At 46.8% G+C, this 16,488-nt stretch carries 14 protein-coding genes; 9 read left to right on the plus strand and 5 right to left on the minus strand.

The features are described 5' to 3' along the window. The first annotated feature begins 18 nt into the window (after window positions 1-18). A complete protein-coding gene (locus VM802_RS13005) occupies window positions 19-666 on the plus strand; it encodes a nucleotidyl transferase AbiEii/AbiGii toxin family protein (RefSeq protein WP_325531091.1) in 648 nt (215 codons plus the stop codon). A 51-nt stretch (window positions 667-717) separates the two neighbouring features. Here VM802_RS13005 and VM802_RS13010 read toward each other — a convergent pair whose 3' ends face one another. Next, window positions 718-1,098, minus strand: coding sequence for a hypothetical protein (locus VM802_RS13010; protein WP_325531093.1), 381 nt, complete (start codon window positions 1,096-1,098; stop codon window positions 718-720). 346 nt (window positions 1,099-1,444) lie between these two features. Here VM802_RS13010 and VM802_RS13015 point away from each other — a divergent pair, with 346 nt between their 5' ends. Further along, window positions 1,445-1,867, plus strand: coding sequence for an SRPBCC domain-containing protein (locus VM802_RS13015; protein WP_325531095.1), 423 nt, complete (start codon window positions 1,445-1,447; stop codon window positions 1,865-1,867). Window positions 1,868-1,874: 7 nt separating this feature from the next. On the opposite strand, the gene VM802_RS13020 is transcribed toward VM802_RS13015, so the two are convergent. After that, complete coding sequence (locus tag VM802_RS13020; RefSeq protein ID WP_325531097.1) at window positions 1,875-3,470, minus strand: serine hydrolase domain-containing protein; 1,596 nt, start codon at window positions 3,468-3,470, stop codon at window positions 1,875-1,877. 265 nt (window positions 3,471-3,735) lie between these two features. Between VM802_RS13020 and VM802_RS13025 the strand changes: the two genes are divergently transcribed. The 7 genes from VM802_RS13025 (at window position 3,736) to VM802_RS13055 (ending at window position 10,115) form a co-directional block, all read left to right on the plus strand. Next, the gene (locus VM802_RS13025) at window positions 3,736-4,872 is read left to right on the plus strand and encodes a sensor histidine kinase (protein ID WP_325531099.1); all 1,137 of its coding nucleotides are present in this window, start codon (window positions 3,736-3,738) and stop codon (window positions 4,870-4,872) included. Next, a complete protein-coding gene (locus VM802_RS13030; protein WP_325531101.1) occupies window positions 4,853-5,611 on the plus strand; it encodes a LytR/AlgR family response regulator transcription factor in 759 nt (252 codons plus the stop codon). The genes VM802_RS13025 and VM802_RS13030 overlap by 20 nt, the downstream gene beginning before the upstream one ends. Before the next feature lie 96 nt (window positions 5,612-5,707). Continuing rightward, a complete protein-coding gene (locus VM802_RS13035) occupies window positions 5,708-6,925 on the plus strand; it encodes a DUF418 domain-containing protein (protein WP_325531103.1) in 1,218 nt (405 codons plus the stop codon). 109 nt (window positions 6,926-7,034) lie between these two features. Then, the gene (locus tag VM802_RS13040) at window positions 7,035-7,640 is read left to right on the plus strand and encodes a TetR/AcrR family transcriptional regulator (RefSeq protein ID WP_325531105.1); all 606 of its coding nucleotides are present in this window, start codon (window positions 7,035-7,037) and stop codon (window positions 7,638-7,640) included. Window positions 7,641-7,786: 146 nt separating this feature from the next. Beyond that, entirely contained in the window at window positions 7,787-8,269 is a 483-nt protein-coding gene (locus tag VM802_RS13045) for a DUF2938 domain-containing protein (protein WP_325531107.1), read from the plus strand. Between the two features lie 173 nt (window positions 8,270-8,442). After that, entirely contained in the window at window positions 8,443-9,153 is a 711-nt protein-coding gene (locus VM802_RS13050) for a PCMD domain-containing protein (protein WP_325531109.1), read from the plus strand. 251 nt (window positions 9,154-9,404) lie between these two features. Beyond that, entirely contained in the window at window positions 9,405-10,115 is a 711-nt protein-coding gene (locus tag VM802_RS13055; protein WP_325531111.1) for a hypothetical protein, read from the plus strand. Between the two features lie 119 nt (window positions 10,116-10,234). On the opposite strand, the gene VM802_RS13060 is transcribed toward VM802_RS13055, so the two are convergent. The 3 genes from VM802_RS13060 to VM802_RS13070 all read right to left on the minus strand — a co-directional run bounded on the left by VM802_RS13060 (window position 10,235) and on the right by VM802_RS13070 (window position 16,465). After that, window positions 10,235-11,920: a SusD/RagB family nutrient-binding outer membrane lipoprotein gene (locus VM802_RS13060; protein ID WP_325531113.1), complete on the minus strand. Its 1,686-nt coding sequence runs from the start codon at window positions 11,918-11,920 to the stop codon at window positions 10,235-10,237. Window positions 11,921-11,947: 27 nt separating this feature from the next. Beyond that, window positions 11,948-15,382, minus strand: coding sequence for a SusC/RagA family TonB-linked outer membrane protein (locus VM802_RS13065; RefSeq protein ID WP_325531115.1), 3,435 nt, complete (start codon window positions 15,380-15,382; stop codon window positions 11,948-11,950). 360 nt (window positions 15,383-15,742) lie between these two features. Continuing rightward, window positions 15,743-16,465, minus strand: a complete 723-nt coding sequence (locus VM802_RS13070) for an SDR family oxidoreductase (protein WP_325531117.1) — start codon at window positions 16,463-16,465, stop codon at window positions 15,743-15,745. Window positions 16,466-16,488: the final 23 nt, after the last annotated feature.

Here is a 16,488-nt window from a genome sequence, read left to right on the forward strand (position 1 = left end):
GAAAAATAAATCATAGGAATGTCTGAAAAATTATACTGGACAACGGTTAACCCGTTATTAAAATCAGTACTAAAAGAGCTGATGAAAAATGCTCTGTTTGATCGTTTCAGATTGGTTGGTGGCACTTCGCTAAGTCTGCAATTGGGCCATCGCATCTCAGTAGATATAGATTTATTCACTGACGCAACTTACAACTCCATTGACTTCACACTTATTGATAAATATCTCAGGAAGAAATTCAGTTACGTTACAAAGCCTCATTCAGATCTGATCGGTATGGGCAGGTCGTATTTTGTTGGCACAAATGAAGAAAAGAGCATTAAACTGGATCTGTATTATACAGAACCATTCATTAGACCCGTATTAATACGAGAAAATATAAGGCTTGCATCCGTAGAGGATATTATTGCCATGAAAATAGATGTTGTACAAAGAGGCGGCCGCAAAAAGGATTTCTGGGACCTACACGAACTATTGGATACCCATTCTCCGGAAGAAATGATCCGCTTACATGCCAGCCGCTATCCATATAGCCACGACCAGTCGTTGATTCTAACCAACTTCACGTCATTCTCAAGTGCTGATGAAGACTTTGATCCCATTTGTATGAAAAATAAATACTGGGAGCTTATTAAATATGAAATCATACAATCCATTTCGAAATAACAATGCAGTCTGGGATTTGACCAATTTACACCGATCAAATCCCAACGATACCTACACCTTTTCCGGTGTATAATCCTCCGGTGCTACGTCCCTTATTTCCGACGCCGGCACTTCTTTTCTGAACAGGTAATGATAGATCACATAACCGTCATCTGTTACGGAGTAACTGTTCACGATCTTCCACCCTTCAGCACCCATGTAGTTCAGCGCATCAATAGTAGAATTGAACTTCTTCACCCTACCGGTTACCTTGTCTCTCATCTTCTCTACTCCTGCCCAGAACGAAGTAGGCTGTCCAAAATCTACGCGTACCTTCGCTTTGCCGGAGAGCCCCACGCCGTGGGCTACCACTTCGCAATAGGTTTCCTTTACTGTCTGTGCAGACAATGCTGACGCGCTTAGCAGCAGCGCGGCTAATACCAATACTCTCATTGTTGTGATGTTTAATGAATAAAAAGAATGGAAATTGAAGCAGCTATAGGAATACGCTGTTTTCTGTGGAAAAATTGCAATTGGATTTTGTTGCTGATGTAATTACTGGTTTCCTGTTTTGATGGTTCCGCTTTTGAAGGTTAGAGAATGACTACAGTTTCACTTTTCGCACACTAAAAACATAACAAAAACGCTGCCGTATTTCTGACTCTCCATAAAATATCAATCGGCAAAATAAATGTGCGGTATAACGTTATCGGATACACATTACTCCTGGCGGAAGGAACCCTTTAAATTGGCGCAACCACCCCTCTCCTCCTCCCACTGTAACAAATACCTTTGGCGTATGGAAAATTCAATCACCGTAACAGTACTGGTGCAAGCAACCATAGAAGCGACCTGGTCCTGCTGGACTTCTCCCTCACATATCAGGAAATGGAACAGCCCTTCCGGCGAATGGCGCACCTCTCATGTCGACAACGACGTACGTACAGGAGGTCGCTTCCTCTATGCGATGGAATCCAAATCCGGCGAACGGTTCGATTACACCGGCACATATGATGAAATAAGGGTCTATGAAATGATCAGCCAGACCCTGAGTGACGGAAGAAAAACCATTAACCTCTTTGCAGACACACCGGATGGCGTGCGCATCACTGAAATCTTCGAGCCTGAAAAGAACCTGCCAATGGCATTACAACAGGAATTCTGTACAGGCGTACTGAATAACTTCAAAACGTATGTTGAATCTTTCGTCAGGACACTTTAAGCGAAGGCTATTTTATAATCGCGGGAAGGATATACTCCACCATCATCTTATCGGCCTGCTGGTGTGCATAACCACGGCCATAGGCAGTACAGGTAATGACCACCACTACCGGCAATCCCTTGAACACAAATATTTTATTGCCGCCATTGCCGGAACAGTAATAAGCTTCATAAGATTTACCATTGACATGGTACGTCTTATTCCAGAAAAGATAACCGTAGTACTCCTTGTCACGCCCTGCAATAGCTCGCTGACGGGAAAAAGTTTTAGCCACCCAGGCTTCAGGTATAAGCTGATGACTTTTCCAGCGACCATTGTTTTGATAGAGCTGGCCATACTTGGCAAAGTCCAGTGCATTCATGCGAATCCCTCCGGCCGTATTGGGCGCATATTGCGGAGTATACTGCCATTTATAATGGGTAATTTGCAGCGGCGCAAACAACTTGTTGTCTGCGTATCTCTCCAGTCCGCCAGGCACTATCTTATCCAACATGCTGCCAAGCAACATGACACCAGCTGTAAAGTAATGCCACTGACCATGGTACTTAACCGTATCCATCGGTAGATCCAACGTAAATTTCACCCAGTTGTCTGCAGGGTACATATTCTCTTCATTGCCGGGAGATTCAGGATCATCATCGTCTCCGTCAAAACCGGAACTCATAGTCAACAGGTCCCTTATCGATACGCTGTCTTTGGCAACTGAATAGCGTTCATATTTCTTCAGATCATAGTATCTATGCAGCGTCAGATATTCAGATTGCAGGTAGCCTTCGCCAATGGCAATACCGGTCATAGTAGAAGCAAAGGATTTACCCACAGAGCGCATGTCATGCAGGCTATCCCTTCCGGCGCCGTTAAAATACTCCTCTATCAGCAGCCTCCCGTTCTTAATAACCACAACACTGGTTACGTGTTTAAAAACATCTGCTTCGATGTTGGCAATCAGCTCTTTGATCCTCCGCTGGTCAAATCGCGCTGAAGAAACCTCAAGACCCGCATAGGGCTTCAGAGGTGATATATGAATCCCTGCATAATCGGTCACTGGCTTTCGCTGCACCTGTAGCTCCAGCTGACCGGCAGCAATCAGGGCCCCCACCTTTACCTCCGGCGTTTTAATATAGGGTCTGATCTCAATTTTAAGTTGGTGCTTCCCTTCTGTAAGCGAACTATCGCCACCGTTATACATAAAACGGCTCCAGAGAAACTGACTCCATACCCCACCCTCGTTCTGATTATCAATTAGCGGCCGGCACCAGTTAACTTCCGTTTGTTGCTGCTGCATAGCCGGTGCCCCAGGTAACAGGTTAGTCTGATAGATCAACCTGTCATCTACATAAAAGGTAAACTGATAATTACCGCTTTTATATAAGGACTCAGGGCTTAATGACGGCGCTAGCTCCTGCAACCGCGCTGCTAGTGGTTTATCCATCACCACCGTCATAAAGAGGTTGCTTTTATTGGTCAACCGATAATTATTCAATAGGTCACGTTGCTGAAGATCACCTGATAGGATTTTCTTCTCAGTAAATAAAATAGCCCCCGGCAATATCTTAGTCCCCCGCACATCTTTCGTCTGGCCGGTTAAATCAGCTGGAAGCATCAATAAGAAAAATAAAATTAGTAGCTGCTCTCTAAAGGGTAAGTACACAAGAATCTGTTTAGCGTGAAAATAAGCAATTCCCTGGCTCTTTCTTCAGAATGTATACCGAACCCGCACGCCAGTGCTATACACGCACCTGGAAAAAGCAATGTGGCTTAAGCATTCCGTTCGGATACTTCAACCATGTTTTAGGATACTTCAGTCATTTAGTACTCCATCCTGAATTTGTCTTGCCATAGTTTTGAGCACTTAATAACCAGACGACATGCCTGTGGGAGAAAGGACGCTCAATATTACATCCGGAACGGTTACAACGCAATACAACTGGCGTTTTAAATTAACGGCAAGTGTGATCATCGCCGCATGTCTGGTACTGTCACTGATCTTCATCAATCCATTCAGCGAACTTGATAACATTATAAGTACCTACTTCGGTCTCGATCTGCTGTTTGACATCAGTTGGTTTTCTATCATGGGCTGGAGCATCATGGAATGCAGCCTGCTCATCTCCGGGATCATGGAAAAATATATTCCCTGGGAGAAGGACGCCAGAAAAAGATTCATCCTTCAACTCATCATACAGAGTATTTCCATTGTCACCATGCTCCTGCTGCTGATAACACTCACCAACATCTTTCTGTCATTAGCCGTCCATGAACAGCTGGTGGACAATGATGACCTGGAAGGATTCAGACAGATTATCTTCATCAGCATCGGTATGTCCCTGGTAGTAACAGGCATCCATTCAGGCGGATACCTCATCAATAAATGGAAGGCTTCTATCCTCGAAACCTCCACATTAAAACAAGTGGTCCTGGAATCACAGTTACAATCGCTGAAACTCCAGCTGGACCCCCATTTCCTCTTCAATAATTTCAGCACGCTATCCAGTCTTATATCAGAAGATCCCGGCAAGGCGCAGGAATTCCTGGAATCTCTCTCTCAGGTACACCGGTATATGCTCTTCAATCTCAACAAAAACATTGTGCCGCTTACGAGCGAATTGGAGTTCATCGATGCTTATATATACCTGATCAGGATCCGGTTCGGAAACAATGTGGATATTTCAATAAATGGTGCCTGCCATCCCACGCATCCGGGAATTCCGCCCATTGCACTGCAGATATTGATTGAAAATGCTGTCAAACATAATATCGCCTCAAAAACACATCCATTGAAGATCACGATACTGCTGGAAGAAGAGTTTGTAACAGTATCCAACAATGTCCGGAAAATACCCAGCATTGTACATTCCAGCAAAGTAGGATTGAAAAATATCATGGACCGGTACCTGCTGCTGTCTGATAAAACACCTGTCATCACAGCAACAGGACAGGAGTTCACCGTGAAATTACCATTACTGGATATAAACAGGCAAGTCTATGAGAATATTGATCATTGAAGACGAACTACACAACGCTAAACGGCTCAGCAGGCTGCTTGAGGAAGTGGAACCCGGCATAGAGATACAGGCCATACTGGAAGGCGTGGAAGAAACCGTAACATGGCTGGATGAAAACGCTCATCCCGACCTGATGTTCCTCGACGTACGGCTCAACGACGGATTGTCTTTCGACATCTTTGCAAAAACACGGGTGAACTGCCCGGTGATCTTCACCTCCGCATTCGACGAATACGCACTCAGGGCTTTCAAAGTAAACAGTGTAGATTACCTGCTGAAACCTGTCAATAAAAATGAACTGAAACAAAGCCTCGAAAAGTTCAAAGTCAATCTGAAAGCACCATTCCTGTCAGCAACATTAATGGAGCTATCAGCGATACTTACCAAACAGAAAAAGAACTACCGGTCCCGCTTTCTGCTACCGGTGCGGGATGCCTATCATACCCTCTCTGTAGAGGAGGTCAGCTACTTCGTAACGGAATACCGGAGCACCAAAGCTATTACAGACAGGAATGGGACATTCATTATTCCTTATACACTCGAAGACCTGGAAGAACAACTCAATCCTGATGCATTCTTCAGGATCAACCGGCAGTACCTGGTCAGTAATAAAGCGATCTCGCGAATACACAACTATTTCAACGGCAAACTGACCATTACGGTGCATCCTGAAACAACAGAGAAACTGATCGTCAGTAAAGACCGGGCCAGAAGCCTTAAAAAATGGCTCGACAGATAAGCTGCCATCAATGACTTACAATATGCCAAAGAAACCACGAACAAGGCGGACAGGCATTCCCACGCCAAAACACAGACATTATTCAATTAAAAGACCATGCACCTGCAACCAGACATTCAACAACCTACACCTGCTCCGCTCAGTACCAGGATCAATGAAATTGATATTATCAGAGGACTTGCACTGCTGGGCATCCTGACCGTAAACATTGGTCTGTTCTCATTTCCCGTACTCTACGCTAATCCGCAGCATTACTGGTCTGCTGGCATAGACAGGATATGCGACAAGCTCGTATATTTTCTGGGAGAAGGGAAGTTCATTTCCATCTTCTCCTTTCTCTTCGGACTCGGGTTTACTATTTTCATGCAAAGAGCCCTCGCCAAAACAGACAACCCTAAATTACTGTTTGCCAGAAGGCTGGTTATACTGCTGTTGATAGGGATGATACATGCCAACCTCATCTGGTACGGCGACGTATTATGCATTTACAGCTTACTGGGATTTCTGCTGATGCTTTTCTGGCATATGTCACCTGAACGGCTGTTCAAATGGGCAGCGGGCATAATGATTGTTTTTACAGTAGTAGCGATAGGCATTTCCTTGATCTGGGGCGCCACACAGCCGGATGCTCCCACAACTGCCATTGCAGGAATAAAACAGGCAGAGGAAGCAGTGCGGCACTACCAATCCGGCACACTCCGCGAAATCTTCTGGCAGAACCAGTCAGACCTGTGGATTGTAAGGATAGGATACACGCTGATCTCTCCCCAGATCTTTACGATGTTCCTGCTGGGAGCCTATGCAGGCAAAAGAAAGTTATTCTCAAACCTCAGACAGCATACCCCGTTCATTCGCAGAGTACAGACGGTATCACTGGCAACCGGTTTGCCGCTGGCCATAATCGGCGTCATTTGGCGCGATCTCCCGGCCAGCACCGGATCTGATCTTGTACAACTCCTGGAGAGCTACTTCGCAGGTCCAGCCATGGGTATCTTTTATATCGCCACCCTGGCACTGCTGCTCCAAAGCCCCGGTTGGAAGCCGGTTTTCTCGCCACTTGCCGCTGTAGGCCGTATGGCTGCTACCAACTATATCATGCAATCGGTATTGTGCATCTTCATATTCTATCACTTCGGACTGGGATTGTACGGAAAAACTAGTCCTGCCAGAGATCTGCTGATAGTCGCTGCCATCTATGCCCTACAAATCCTCCTGAGCAACGCCTGGCTAAAACGCTTTAAATACGGGCCCGTAGAGTGGTGCTGGAGAACGCTTACCTATTACGGGATGAAACAGGCCAGACCTATAGACTGACAAACAAACAAAAGCCGCTTCCCGGAAAAATATTGTTTGTTTAAAACATCCTGCTTAAATTTGCCGAACAGTGTTCGGTAATCTAACCACTGATTTAAAACAGCACAATATGGGAAGTAAAGAGAGAATAGCGAGAGAGAAAGCAGAGGTACGGGAAAAGATCCTGGAAGCGGCCCTTAAGATCATTATTGCGGAGGGCTGCCTGGCGCTGAGCATGCGCAAGATTGCGGACCAGATTGAATATGCCCCGGCCACCATCTATGAGTATTTTGCAAACAAGGATACCATCCTCATAGAGTTAATGGGCCAGGGATATACATTGCTGGGCAACGCCATCAAAAGGGCAGCCTCCGGTCATACTACCCCGCATCATAAACTAGAAGCCATGTGGCAGGCATACTGGAACTTTGCGTTCCGGCATACTGAACTCTATAAACTGATGCACAGCATCCAGGTGAGCTGCCCAACACCAGAGGGAGAAGCGAAGAATGTACATCTGCCACGTGCGCTGTTCATGGAAGTGATGACGGAAATGATCCCTCCTTCCGCTTCTGCCGCCGGAATCGCGGAAAACAAATACTACGCCATGTGGGCTTCCGTACATGGCCTGATCAGCATCAATATCGTCAATGAAAAACTCAGTAAGGATAAGAACAACCGCATAATGAGAGATACTATCTCCGCTATCGTTAACAGCAAATATGCCCAGGTATAACCTGGTTTGCCAGCTGACAGCTTAACCTGAAAATAACAAGGAAGATATACTTCCTTTTTTTGAGTGCAAAAACCGAACAGTGTTCGGTAATAAAACACAAATAGAAACGAACAATCTTTTAGTAATTACTACTTAAAAACACCATAATGGAATACATTATTAAAACAATACTGATAGGTATCGGCGGCACCATTGCGATGGACATATGGGCACTGCTGTTAAAGCATCTCTTCAATATCCAGTCACTCAATTATGCCTTTGTAGGACGATGGATCGGACATTTCTCCAACGGAAAATTCATGCACAACAGTATCGCCAAAGCCCCTCCCATCGCCGGAGAGAAAGCAATTGGCTGGTGTGCCCACTACCTGATTGGCATTACATTCTCTATCCTGCTCGTCATCATCTGGGGGTATGAGTGGATTGACACCCCACGCATTATCCCCGCCCTGATCATCGGGATTGCTACCACTATTGCGCCATTCCTCATCATGCAACCCGGGATGGGACTGGGGATAGCCGCTGCTAAACTACCCAATGCCAATACCGCCCGCTTCAGAAGCCTGCTGACACACACCATCTATGGTATTGGATTATACCTGACCGCTTTGATCCTGACTATACGCTGATAACCGGAATACCCGGAATCAGAATGCTGCCTACTGAAGGGGATCGCTGTAAGCGTCCCCTGTTCGTTTATTCATCACTGTTAATTACCGGCAGAAGCAAAATCGATTTTTTAGTTACATACAGAATTATTAACTTAATACCGGATAATATTTCATCACCCAAAAAACGCCCAATGAAAATCCATCTTAACCTGAAAAACCTGGCCTTCTCCTGTTCATTATTATCTGTACTGACAACCGGCTGTAAACGTGAAAACATCTCTGTAGACAATCCACCGGCAGCTAACAGCAAGGCACATACGGAGGCCACCTCCCTGCCCAACCCCGGCTTCGAAAGCTGGAACGGCAACCAGCCACTCTCCTGGAACCTTAGTGCTTCCGGTAGCGCCAGGGCAACCGGCGGTCATTCCGGACAATATGCCGCGCAGATCTGGAACTGGTACTACTATGTAAAAGGGTTCCTGACCAATGGCAATGTGTTTAATGCCATGCCCGGGTATGACTACAACAATACCGGCGGCATCGCTGTCAGCGAAAGGCCCGCTGCGCTCACCGGCTATTACAAGTATGAACCAGGCAGCAACGATGGGAAAAAAGATTCCGCCATCGCCATCATCGCACTACGGAAATACAATGCTGCCACCCGTAAAAGCGAAAAGGTAGCCTACACTGAAGTAAGCCTTGGACCATCAAGTCAATACAAACTTTTCCGCATCCCGGTCAGTTACGCTTCTTCAGTAGTACCCGACAGCCTCGTGGTTACCTTCATTTCCAGTCGCAACGGCTTTTGCAGCGGCGCTTCCAACGGCAACTGCCTCTACCTCACCTTAGATGATCTCGCACTCGAATGCAGTAGCGGGAAAAAAGAAATTGCGGTAAAATAATCGTTAATTTCCTGCTCGTTAAACGGAAAAGACCGAAGCAACAATCGCTTCGGTCTTTCAACATTAATTCCCTTTCCTGAATCGGGAATATTACCACCCAAAGAGGGCACTTACAGCGTTCCTCTTTTAATTTCATATTATCTGTTATCGTTTATCCACCGCATGTTATGTATCCGCAGTGGCAAAATCTATTATTGCAGATACATACAGTGATCAATAACTTAATTTTCAACAACCCAAAACACGCGACAATGAAAATCCATCTCGACCTGAAAAACCTGGTCCTCTCCTGTTCATTATTATCTGTACTGACAACCGGATGCAAACGTGAAAATATCACTCCAGACTGTCCCCCGGCACCCAACAACAAGGCGCATACAGAGGGTACTTCCTTGCCCAACCCCGGCTTCGAAAGCTGGAGTGGCAATCAGCCATTCTCCTGGAGGCTCAGTACTTACGGTAGCAGCAAAACTACCGGTAGCAATTCCGGACAATACGCCGCACAGATCTGGAACTGGTACTCCTATCTGAAAGGATTCCTGACCAACGGGAATATAGCAACGCCCGCGCCAGGGTTTGATTACAACAACACCGGTGGCATCGCTATTAGCGGAAGACCAGCCGCGCTCACCGGTTACTACAAGTATGAATTAGGCGACAATGGTGGAGGAAATGATTTTGCCGTCGCCATCATCGCGCTGAGGAAGTACAATCCTGCTACCCATAAAAGTGAAAGGGTAGCCTATGCTGAAGCTAACCTCGGGCCCTCCAGTCAGTACCAATTTTTCCGCCTCCCGGTTAGTTATCCTTCTTCAGCAATACCCGATAGCCTCGTTGTTACCTTTATTTCCAGTCGAAGTGGCTATTGCGGCGATTCCGGTGGGGGCAACTGCCTTTACCTCAGTTTGGATGACCTCGCGCTCGAGTATCCTGGCGGGAAAAAAGAAATTGCAGTAAAATAACGATCGGCTGCTCTGCAGCCATGAGATCAATACAGATATCGTTGAGGCATACACACATCAAAAATAGAAAGACCGAAGCAACCATCGCTTCGGTCTTCTGTTTTCTTTATACTTCAACATTAATTCCCTTTTCCAAAATCCGGCGCAGTCTTATCATACCATACACGCTGTGTGCTCAGCGTAGGCACATCCTGTGCATTTGGTGTAAATCCTTGCTGTTGCATAGCCTGCGCCCAGTTAGCACGATTCACTTCACCGGGATCTGTAAGCCAGAAACGGCGGGGTATCTGTTCATTAAACGTTTCGCGTGCATAGTAAGCAGAGCTGTTTTTCGGATAACCGGTGCGCCTGCAGAAAACATATGCTTCATTAGGCTGACGATAGAAGGCCAGGTACTCCTGCACATAAATGCGTTCAAGATCATTGACTCCATTGAACTTCACCATCGGATGATTAAGATAGTTGCCGGTCTCCGTATCCCCACTGCCACTGAAGCCCGTCTGTGAACCCGCTGCCACAGCTATCGCATTCATCGTTTGTATCGAAGATGTTACGCCTTTTACGTACCAGTCTGCAGCAGTTCCTTTGGTATTAACAGCGCCGGCATATCCTTTCTGAATGAATTCAGCAATGTAGAGACATGTCTCCGCATAAGTAACAGACACGTCAAGGAAATTACCTGTTGCCTGATTCAGCTTGGGCGAGAAGAATTTCCGGTTGATAGGTGATATCAACGAAAACTTCGTGTACGGCCCTACCGGGAAGTCGTTGCTAAGGAACGCTGCCACAGTCGGATTAGTAGTCCAGTCGGCTGGTCCGCCCTGGTAAGCGATCAATGGATCATTCACGTTAATGAATGAAGGCAACGTTACGTTGTACTTCGCCAGGGTATCTTTAAAGCTGCCCGTAAGCCCGTTCTTATCAAAATAAATCGGCAGGCGCGGATCATTGCTGCCTTTCAGGAATTGCATGATAGAAGTGGTAGCATACCTCCGGCTGCGGTAATCAATGTCTCCGCCAGACCCAAAAGGGGTGTACAGGGAGTTCTGGTACTTTACCTGTCCGTCGTTACTGTCGATCGGTCCCAACGGGTCCTGCATCACCTGCTGGAATACAGCCTGGCATTTGGCTTTGTCTGCATTCTCCAGCCTGGCCGCAATGCGGAGCTTAAGTGTATTGGCCAGCTTCACCCACTTGATCCAATCGCTCTGGAAGAAAATATCAGACTTCCCATAATCCACTTGGTTGCTGAGTGAAGCATCAGACAATACCTTGATTGCATCATTGAGCTGCGCCAGCCAGTTATCAAACAACTGCTGCTGCGCATCGTAAACAGGACTATACTTACTGTCATAACGCCCCTCAATAGCCTGTGAATAAGGGATATAGCCATTCATATCCGTTACCTTGATGCCATGCAATACCTGCAACACATAAGTGACCATTTTAATTTTCTGGTACTGGTCTTTATTCGGCATCAGATCTGCCTGTTTTCTGATCTCAAAAAGATTCGGCAGGATCTGCAGATAATAGATGTTGTAACGGGTGTTCACATTGCTGGTAATCTCATAGGGACTGGATGTTACATGCTGTGTGAAGCGCATCAGCTGCTCCATACTCTCCCATACCCATTCAGTACCCTGATACGTCACCATCTTGTCTTCCACATAGCTCAGCAGGAACTTCACATCCGGCTTGTTCACCACGCTGGGATTGGTGTTGATGTCCCCGAAATTCTTCGTGCAGGCGGTCAGCAGCAGCAGTGATGCCCATGCGCCTGTATATTTATTAAGCAGTTTTTTCATGATCTCATTTTTTTATGTTCACAATTCCTAGAAGCCGATGCGAATAGTACCTGCAATAGAGCGTACCATCGGTAAGAATCCTTCCTCACCGGAGAACGCAGTATTGTTGGAGTTGTTGGAAGCCGGGTTGTAGTTAAACGGCAACGAGTTGTACAGGTACAACAGATCGCGCCCAACAACAGCAACACTCAGGTTGTTCAGCATCATCTTTTTGCACAGCTTCTCCGGGAACTGGTAAGCCAGTGATACCTGTCGCAGTGAGATCCAGGAATTCTTCTTGATCCAGTAGTCTGCCACACCGGTGGAGGAAGATCCATACCGGTAGTAAAACTGTGGCGCATGTGTAGGTTCTACCAGTCCCTTTTCATAGGCCTGCGCATAGGTCATACCTCCTACATCGGCCATAGAACCGTTCGGCTGCTGTATTTGCTGACCCTTTGCAAAAACGCCATCGGGAATGAGTCCGTCATCATATGTCTGGTTATCATACTTGCTGGTCCAGGTGATTCCGCCATGTGCGGCATCACGGCCCTGCAAGGTATTGGGCAATACGCCGGTATGCGTGCCGTAACGATAAGTGAGCAGTACAAAGTCGCCGCCGAATTTGGCATCCAGCAACACATTCAGGGAGAAATTCTTATAGCGGAAGGTGTTACCCCAGCCCATACGGAATTTAGCATTGATGTCACCCACATCCTGCAAGGTGTTACTGCGGGCAGGGAATCCGGCCCTTGCATCGGAACGCCATGCCAGCTCCGGTTTGCCATTATTAGGATCATCGATAGGGTTGCCATTCGCATCCTTTGCCTGATAAGTCTTAGAGTGAATAGTAGTGCGCAGCGTACCATATGATTTACCCACTATTGCCCAGGTGCTGATCTCTCCTACATTCGCTTTCAGATCGTACTCTGTTCTGCCAGGGTACAGTTCCTTGATAAGGTTTCTGTTGAGAGAATAATTGAGGTTGGTGTTCCACTCAAAACTCTTTGTCTTCACCGGAGTACCATCGATCATCACTTCTATACCACGGTTCTGGATGTTACCGGCATTGATGATAATGCCTTCCAGCCCTGATTCAGGCGGTGTGCCTATATCAAGGATCTGGTTCTTCGTGTTGTCCTGGTACACGGATACATCAAATCCGACACGGCTTTGCAGGAAGCGCATTTCGAGCCCCAGCTCCTTGGCGATCTTCCTTTCCGGTTTCAGATCAGGTACCAGCGCAATAAATTTCCCGGTGAGCGGGTCCGGATAACGTGTATAGGTGGATATTGGCAGATCCTGGCCATTGGAAGACGTATACCCGTTGAAAGCAAAGCCGGGATTAATGGTAAACGGATCCGTGTCTTTACCCAATGCCGCAATGTTACCTCTCAGTTTACCATAACTGATCCATGACGGCAGCTTAAATGTTTCTGAGAACAACCAGGAAAGACTTACTGCCGGATAGTTATAGAAGTTGTTGCCCTGACCATTTGTATAGGTCAGCGCAGAAGACCAGTCACCGCGGAAAGTGGCCTGCAGGAATAACTGGTTCTTATACGCGAGGTCAGCACTGGCGTAGAGGGAATTGAAGGCCTTCTTCGCCTTCAAACCACCTTCAGCTCTCGGCTTCTCTACAGAATTAGCCAGAAAATAGTTACCGGGATAGCTAAGCCCGCCCTGTGTTTCGCTATAGTTATAGGTAGTCTGGTAACGTTGTGTCTCACCGCCTACATATCCGTTCAGTTCCAGGTCCTTTGTCAATGTTTTATTGATCATCAGCATCCACTTCAGGAAATAGCTCTCCTTGCTGGTGTGCCCAAGGCCATAGAGACCACCGGTGAAGTTCTGGCCCTGCCCCAGTTCTTTGTTTTCATTCCTGGTGTAGAGGTTGTTCACGTTACCTTCAAGCTGCAGTTTGGCCCAGGGTGTGAGCGTAGCTGTCAGCGCTATGCGCCCCCTGATGTTCTGTTCATTCTGCAGGTATTCGTTTTCGAAGAGATTGAACCAGAAACGTGATTCGGGCGACTTATTAGGTTCAGCAGGATCACCAGGATTCGGAGCGCCGCCAAACTTACTGGTGTAGTGATCTTTTTGCATCCAGTACCTGGTATCATAGTTACGTGGTAATATCCAGGTAAAGAGCTTACCGAAGTTATAGGAAGCGAAAGCATCGAGGCCGCCAAGCCGTGGCGGGTTACGGCCGTCGAAAGAGGAGTAGGTAGCGCTTACATCCGCACTCAGGAATTTATTGATGACATGTGTAACACGGAGGTCCACACTGTTCTTCAGCATTTCATTTTTATAGACAATACCCCTGCTCTGATCACGGGTATAGGAAAGACGGAATGTGGAACGGTCGTTACCTCCATCTATGGCGATGTTGGTAGCCGAACCGCGGCCAGTCTGGAAGGCGTCGAGGAAGTTGTTGGGTTGCGCTACATACTTAGTGGGTGTGCCATCATAATTAAGCACATCCTGACCGCTGAAAGCGGGGCCCCAGTTTTCCAGCTCACGGCCTACCTGTCTGTCTATGTAAGGCTTCCCGGTAGCCGGATCTGTCGGAAACACCTTGGTTCGCCAGTTCTCGTTGGCTTTATAGTTAGGGTCACGGTTGTCTGTAAAGAAAGCGCCTACCGTGCCACCGCCAAATTCATTCTGGAAATCAGGGCCGGAATATGGCTTGAAAACATTGAAGGTCTGACTAACGTTAACGCCTATACCCTTTCTTTCACGGCCTTTCTTGGTAGTGATGAGAATAACGCCATTGATAGCCCGCGAACCATACAATGCTGCGGCAGCAGAACCTTTGAGCACAGACACACTTTCAAAATCCTCCATATTAAGGTTCTTGAGATCATTCCCGAAATCGCGGCCGGTTCCGCTGAAAGTATTATTCTCTATAATAACACCGTCAATAACGAAGATGGGCTGGTTGTTGTTACCCAGGGTGGAATTACCACGGATGAGTATCTTCGTACTCCCGAAAAGGCCACCGGCTCCCTGATCTATCTGTACACCCGCAACCTTTCCCTGTAAGGCATTTACAGGATTGATCTCATTGGTGATCGCCAGGTCACCGCCTTTGATGTCCGTTACCGAATATCCCAGGCTCTTCTTTTCCTTTTTCACACCAAGAGCGGTTACTACCACTTCGCCCAGCTGTTTGTTGTCTTCCAGAAGAATGACATTCACGGAAGCCTGGTTATTCACCGGTACTTCCTGCCGGGTATATCCCACGAAATTAAAGACAAGGGTGCCGTTCCCGGGAGCAGTAATCGAATAGTTACCGAAGTTGTCTGTCACAACACCTGTGCTGGTTCCCTTTAATAACACTGAAACGCCCGGCAACGGTTCTTTGCCGGCTGTAGTCACCCGGCCGGTCACCTTTTTGTTTTGAGCTGATGCCACACTGCAATAAAACAGCAGCAGCAATTGCACAATAATCCGGCAAGGGCGGATATGCTCGCGTGTCCACATACAATTGTTTTTTTGGTTGATAAATAAAACTATGACTCGGTTAATTTTGATTTGCGTGCTTTAATGAATGATCATAACGTTTGATTGAAATAGCTCCTTATTCTGGCTGATGAAAGTAAAAATAGGTTATAACAGAAGATGAAAGAGAGAGGTCTGAAACAGATGAAAATCGTAGAACTAAACTAGTTAAGCGGATAGATACAAAATTACTGTAGTTTCTCCTTTTATAGTGTTTTTTTAACGTTAATAACGATTATGCATATAGGCGCTCCTATTTACCAATAATAACATCAGCCCTCCTCTTTTGGTTGCAGAGCAATCAAAAGAGGAAGGCTGATGTTATTAACTGCTTATGCTACTTTACCAGGGGCTTTCTTCCCCGGCAATGTCGTTGCTGAAGTATTTTCCGGTGGGTCCGTCCGCATCGAGTGTGGCAAAGCGTACAAGTAACGCCGCAGCATTTTCAACAGAGCCGGTTCCGTTATGATTGTTGAAATCAGTGGCGGTATACCCCGGGTCTACAGCATTAACTTTAAATGCAGTATCCCGCAGTTCATAAGCCAGCGCCACGGTGTAGGCATTCAGTGCTGTTTTGGAAGGACCATATGCACCGCCTTTTACGTGATAGTACATCCAGGCCGGGTCACTGTGTAATGTCAGCGAAGCCAGGCCGGAAGTGACATTTACGATCCTCGGCTGCGCCGCCTGATGCAACAGGTCAAGAAATGCCTGCGTTACATTCACCGCGCCAAAGAAGTTGGTCTCAAATACTTCACGGATACCGGATGAAGACACAGATGACGCCGCCTGCGGTACTTCGCCCCGGATACCGGCATTATTAATCAGCACATCGAGGCTGGAAGTAGTGCTGCCAGTCAGTTCACGTGCCGCTCTGATAGAATCCTGGTCTGTTACATCCAGGGGGATTACTTTAATGTTAGTGTTATCCAGTACTGCTATGGCCTCCTCTCCTTTTACGACATCCCGGCTACCGATGTACACGAAATAACCTGCTTCCAGTAACTGCCTGGCAGTTTCAAAACCTATGCCTTTATTGGCTCCTGTGATGAGTGCTGTTTTCATCGGATCATGTGTTTTTATGTTAC

It is taken from the genome of Chitinophaga sp., assembly GCF_035538455.1.
Taxonomy (GTDB): Bacteria; Bacteroidota; Bacteroidia; order Chitinophagales; family Chitinophagaceae; genus Chitinophaga.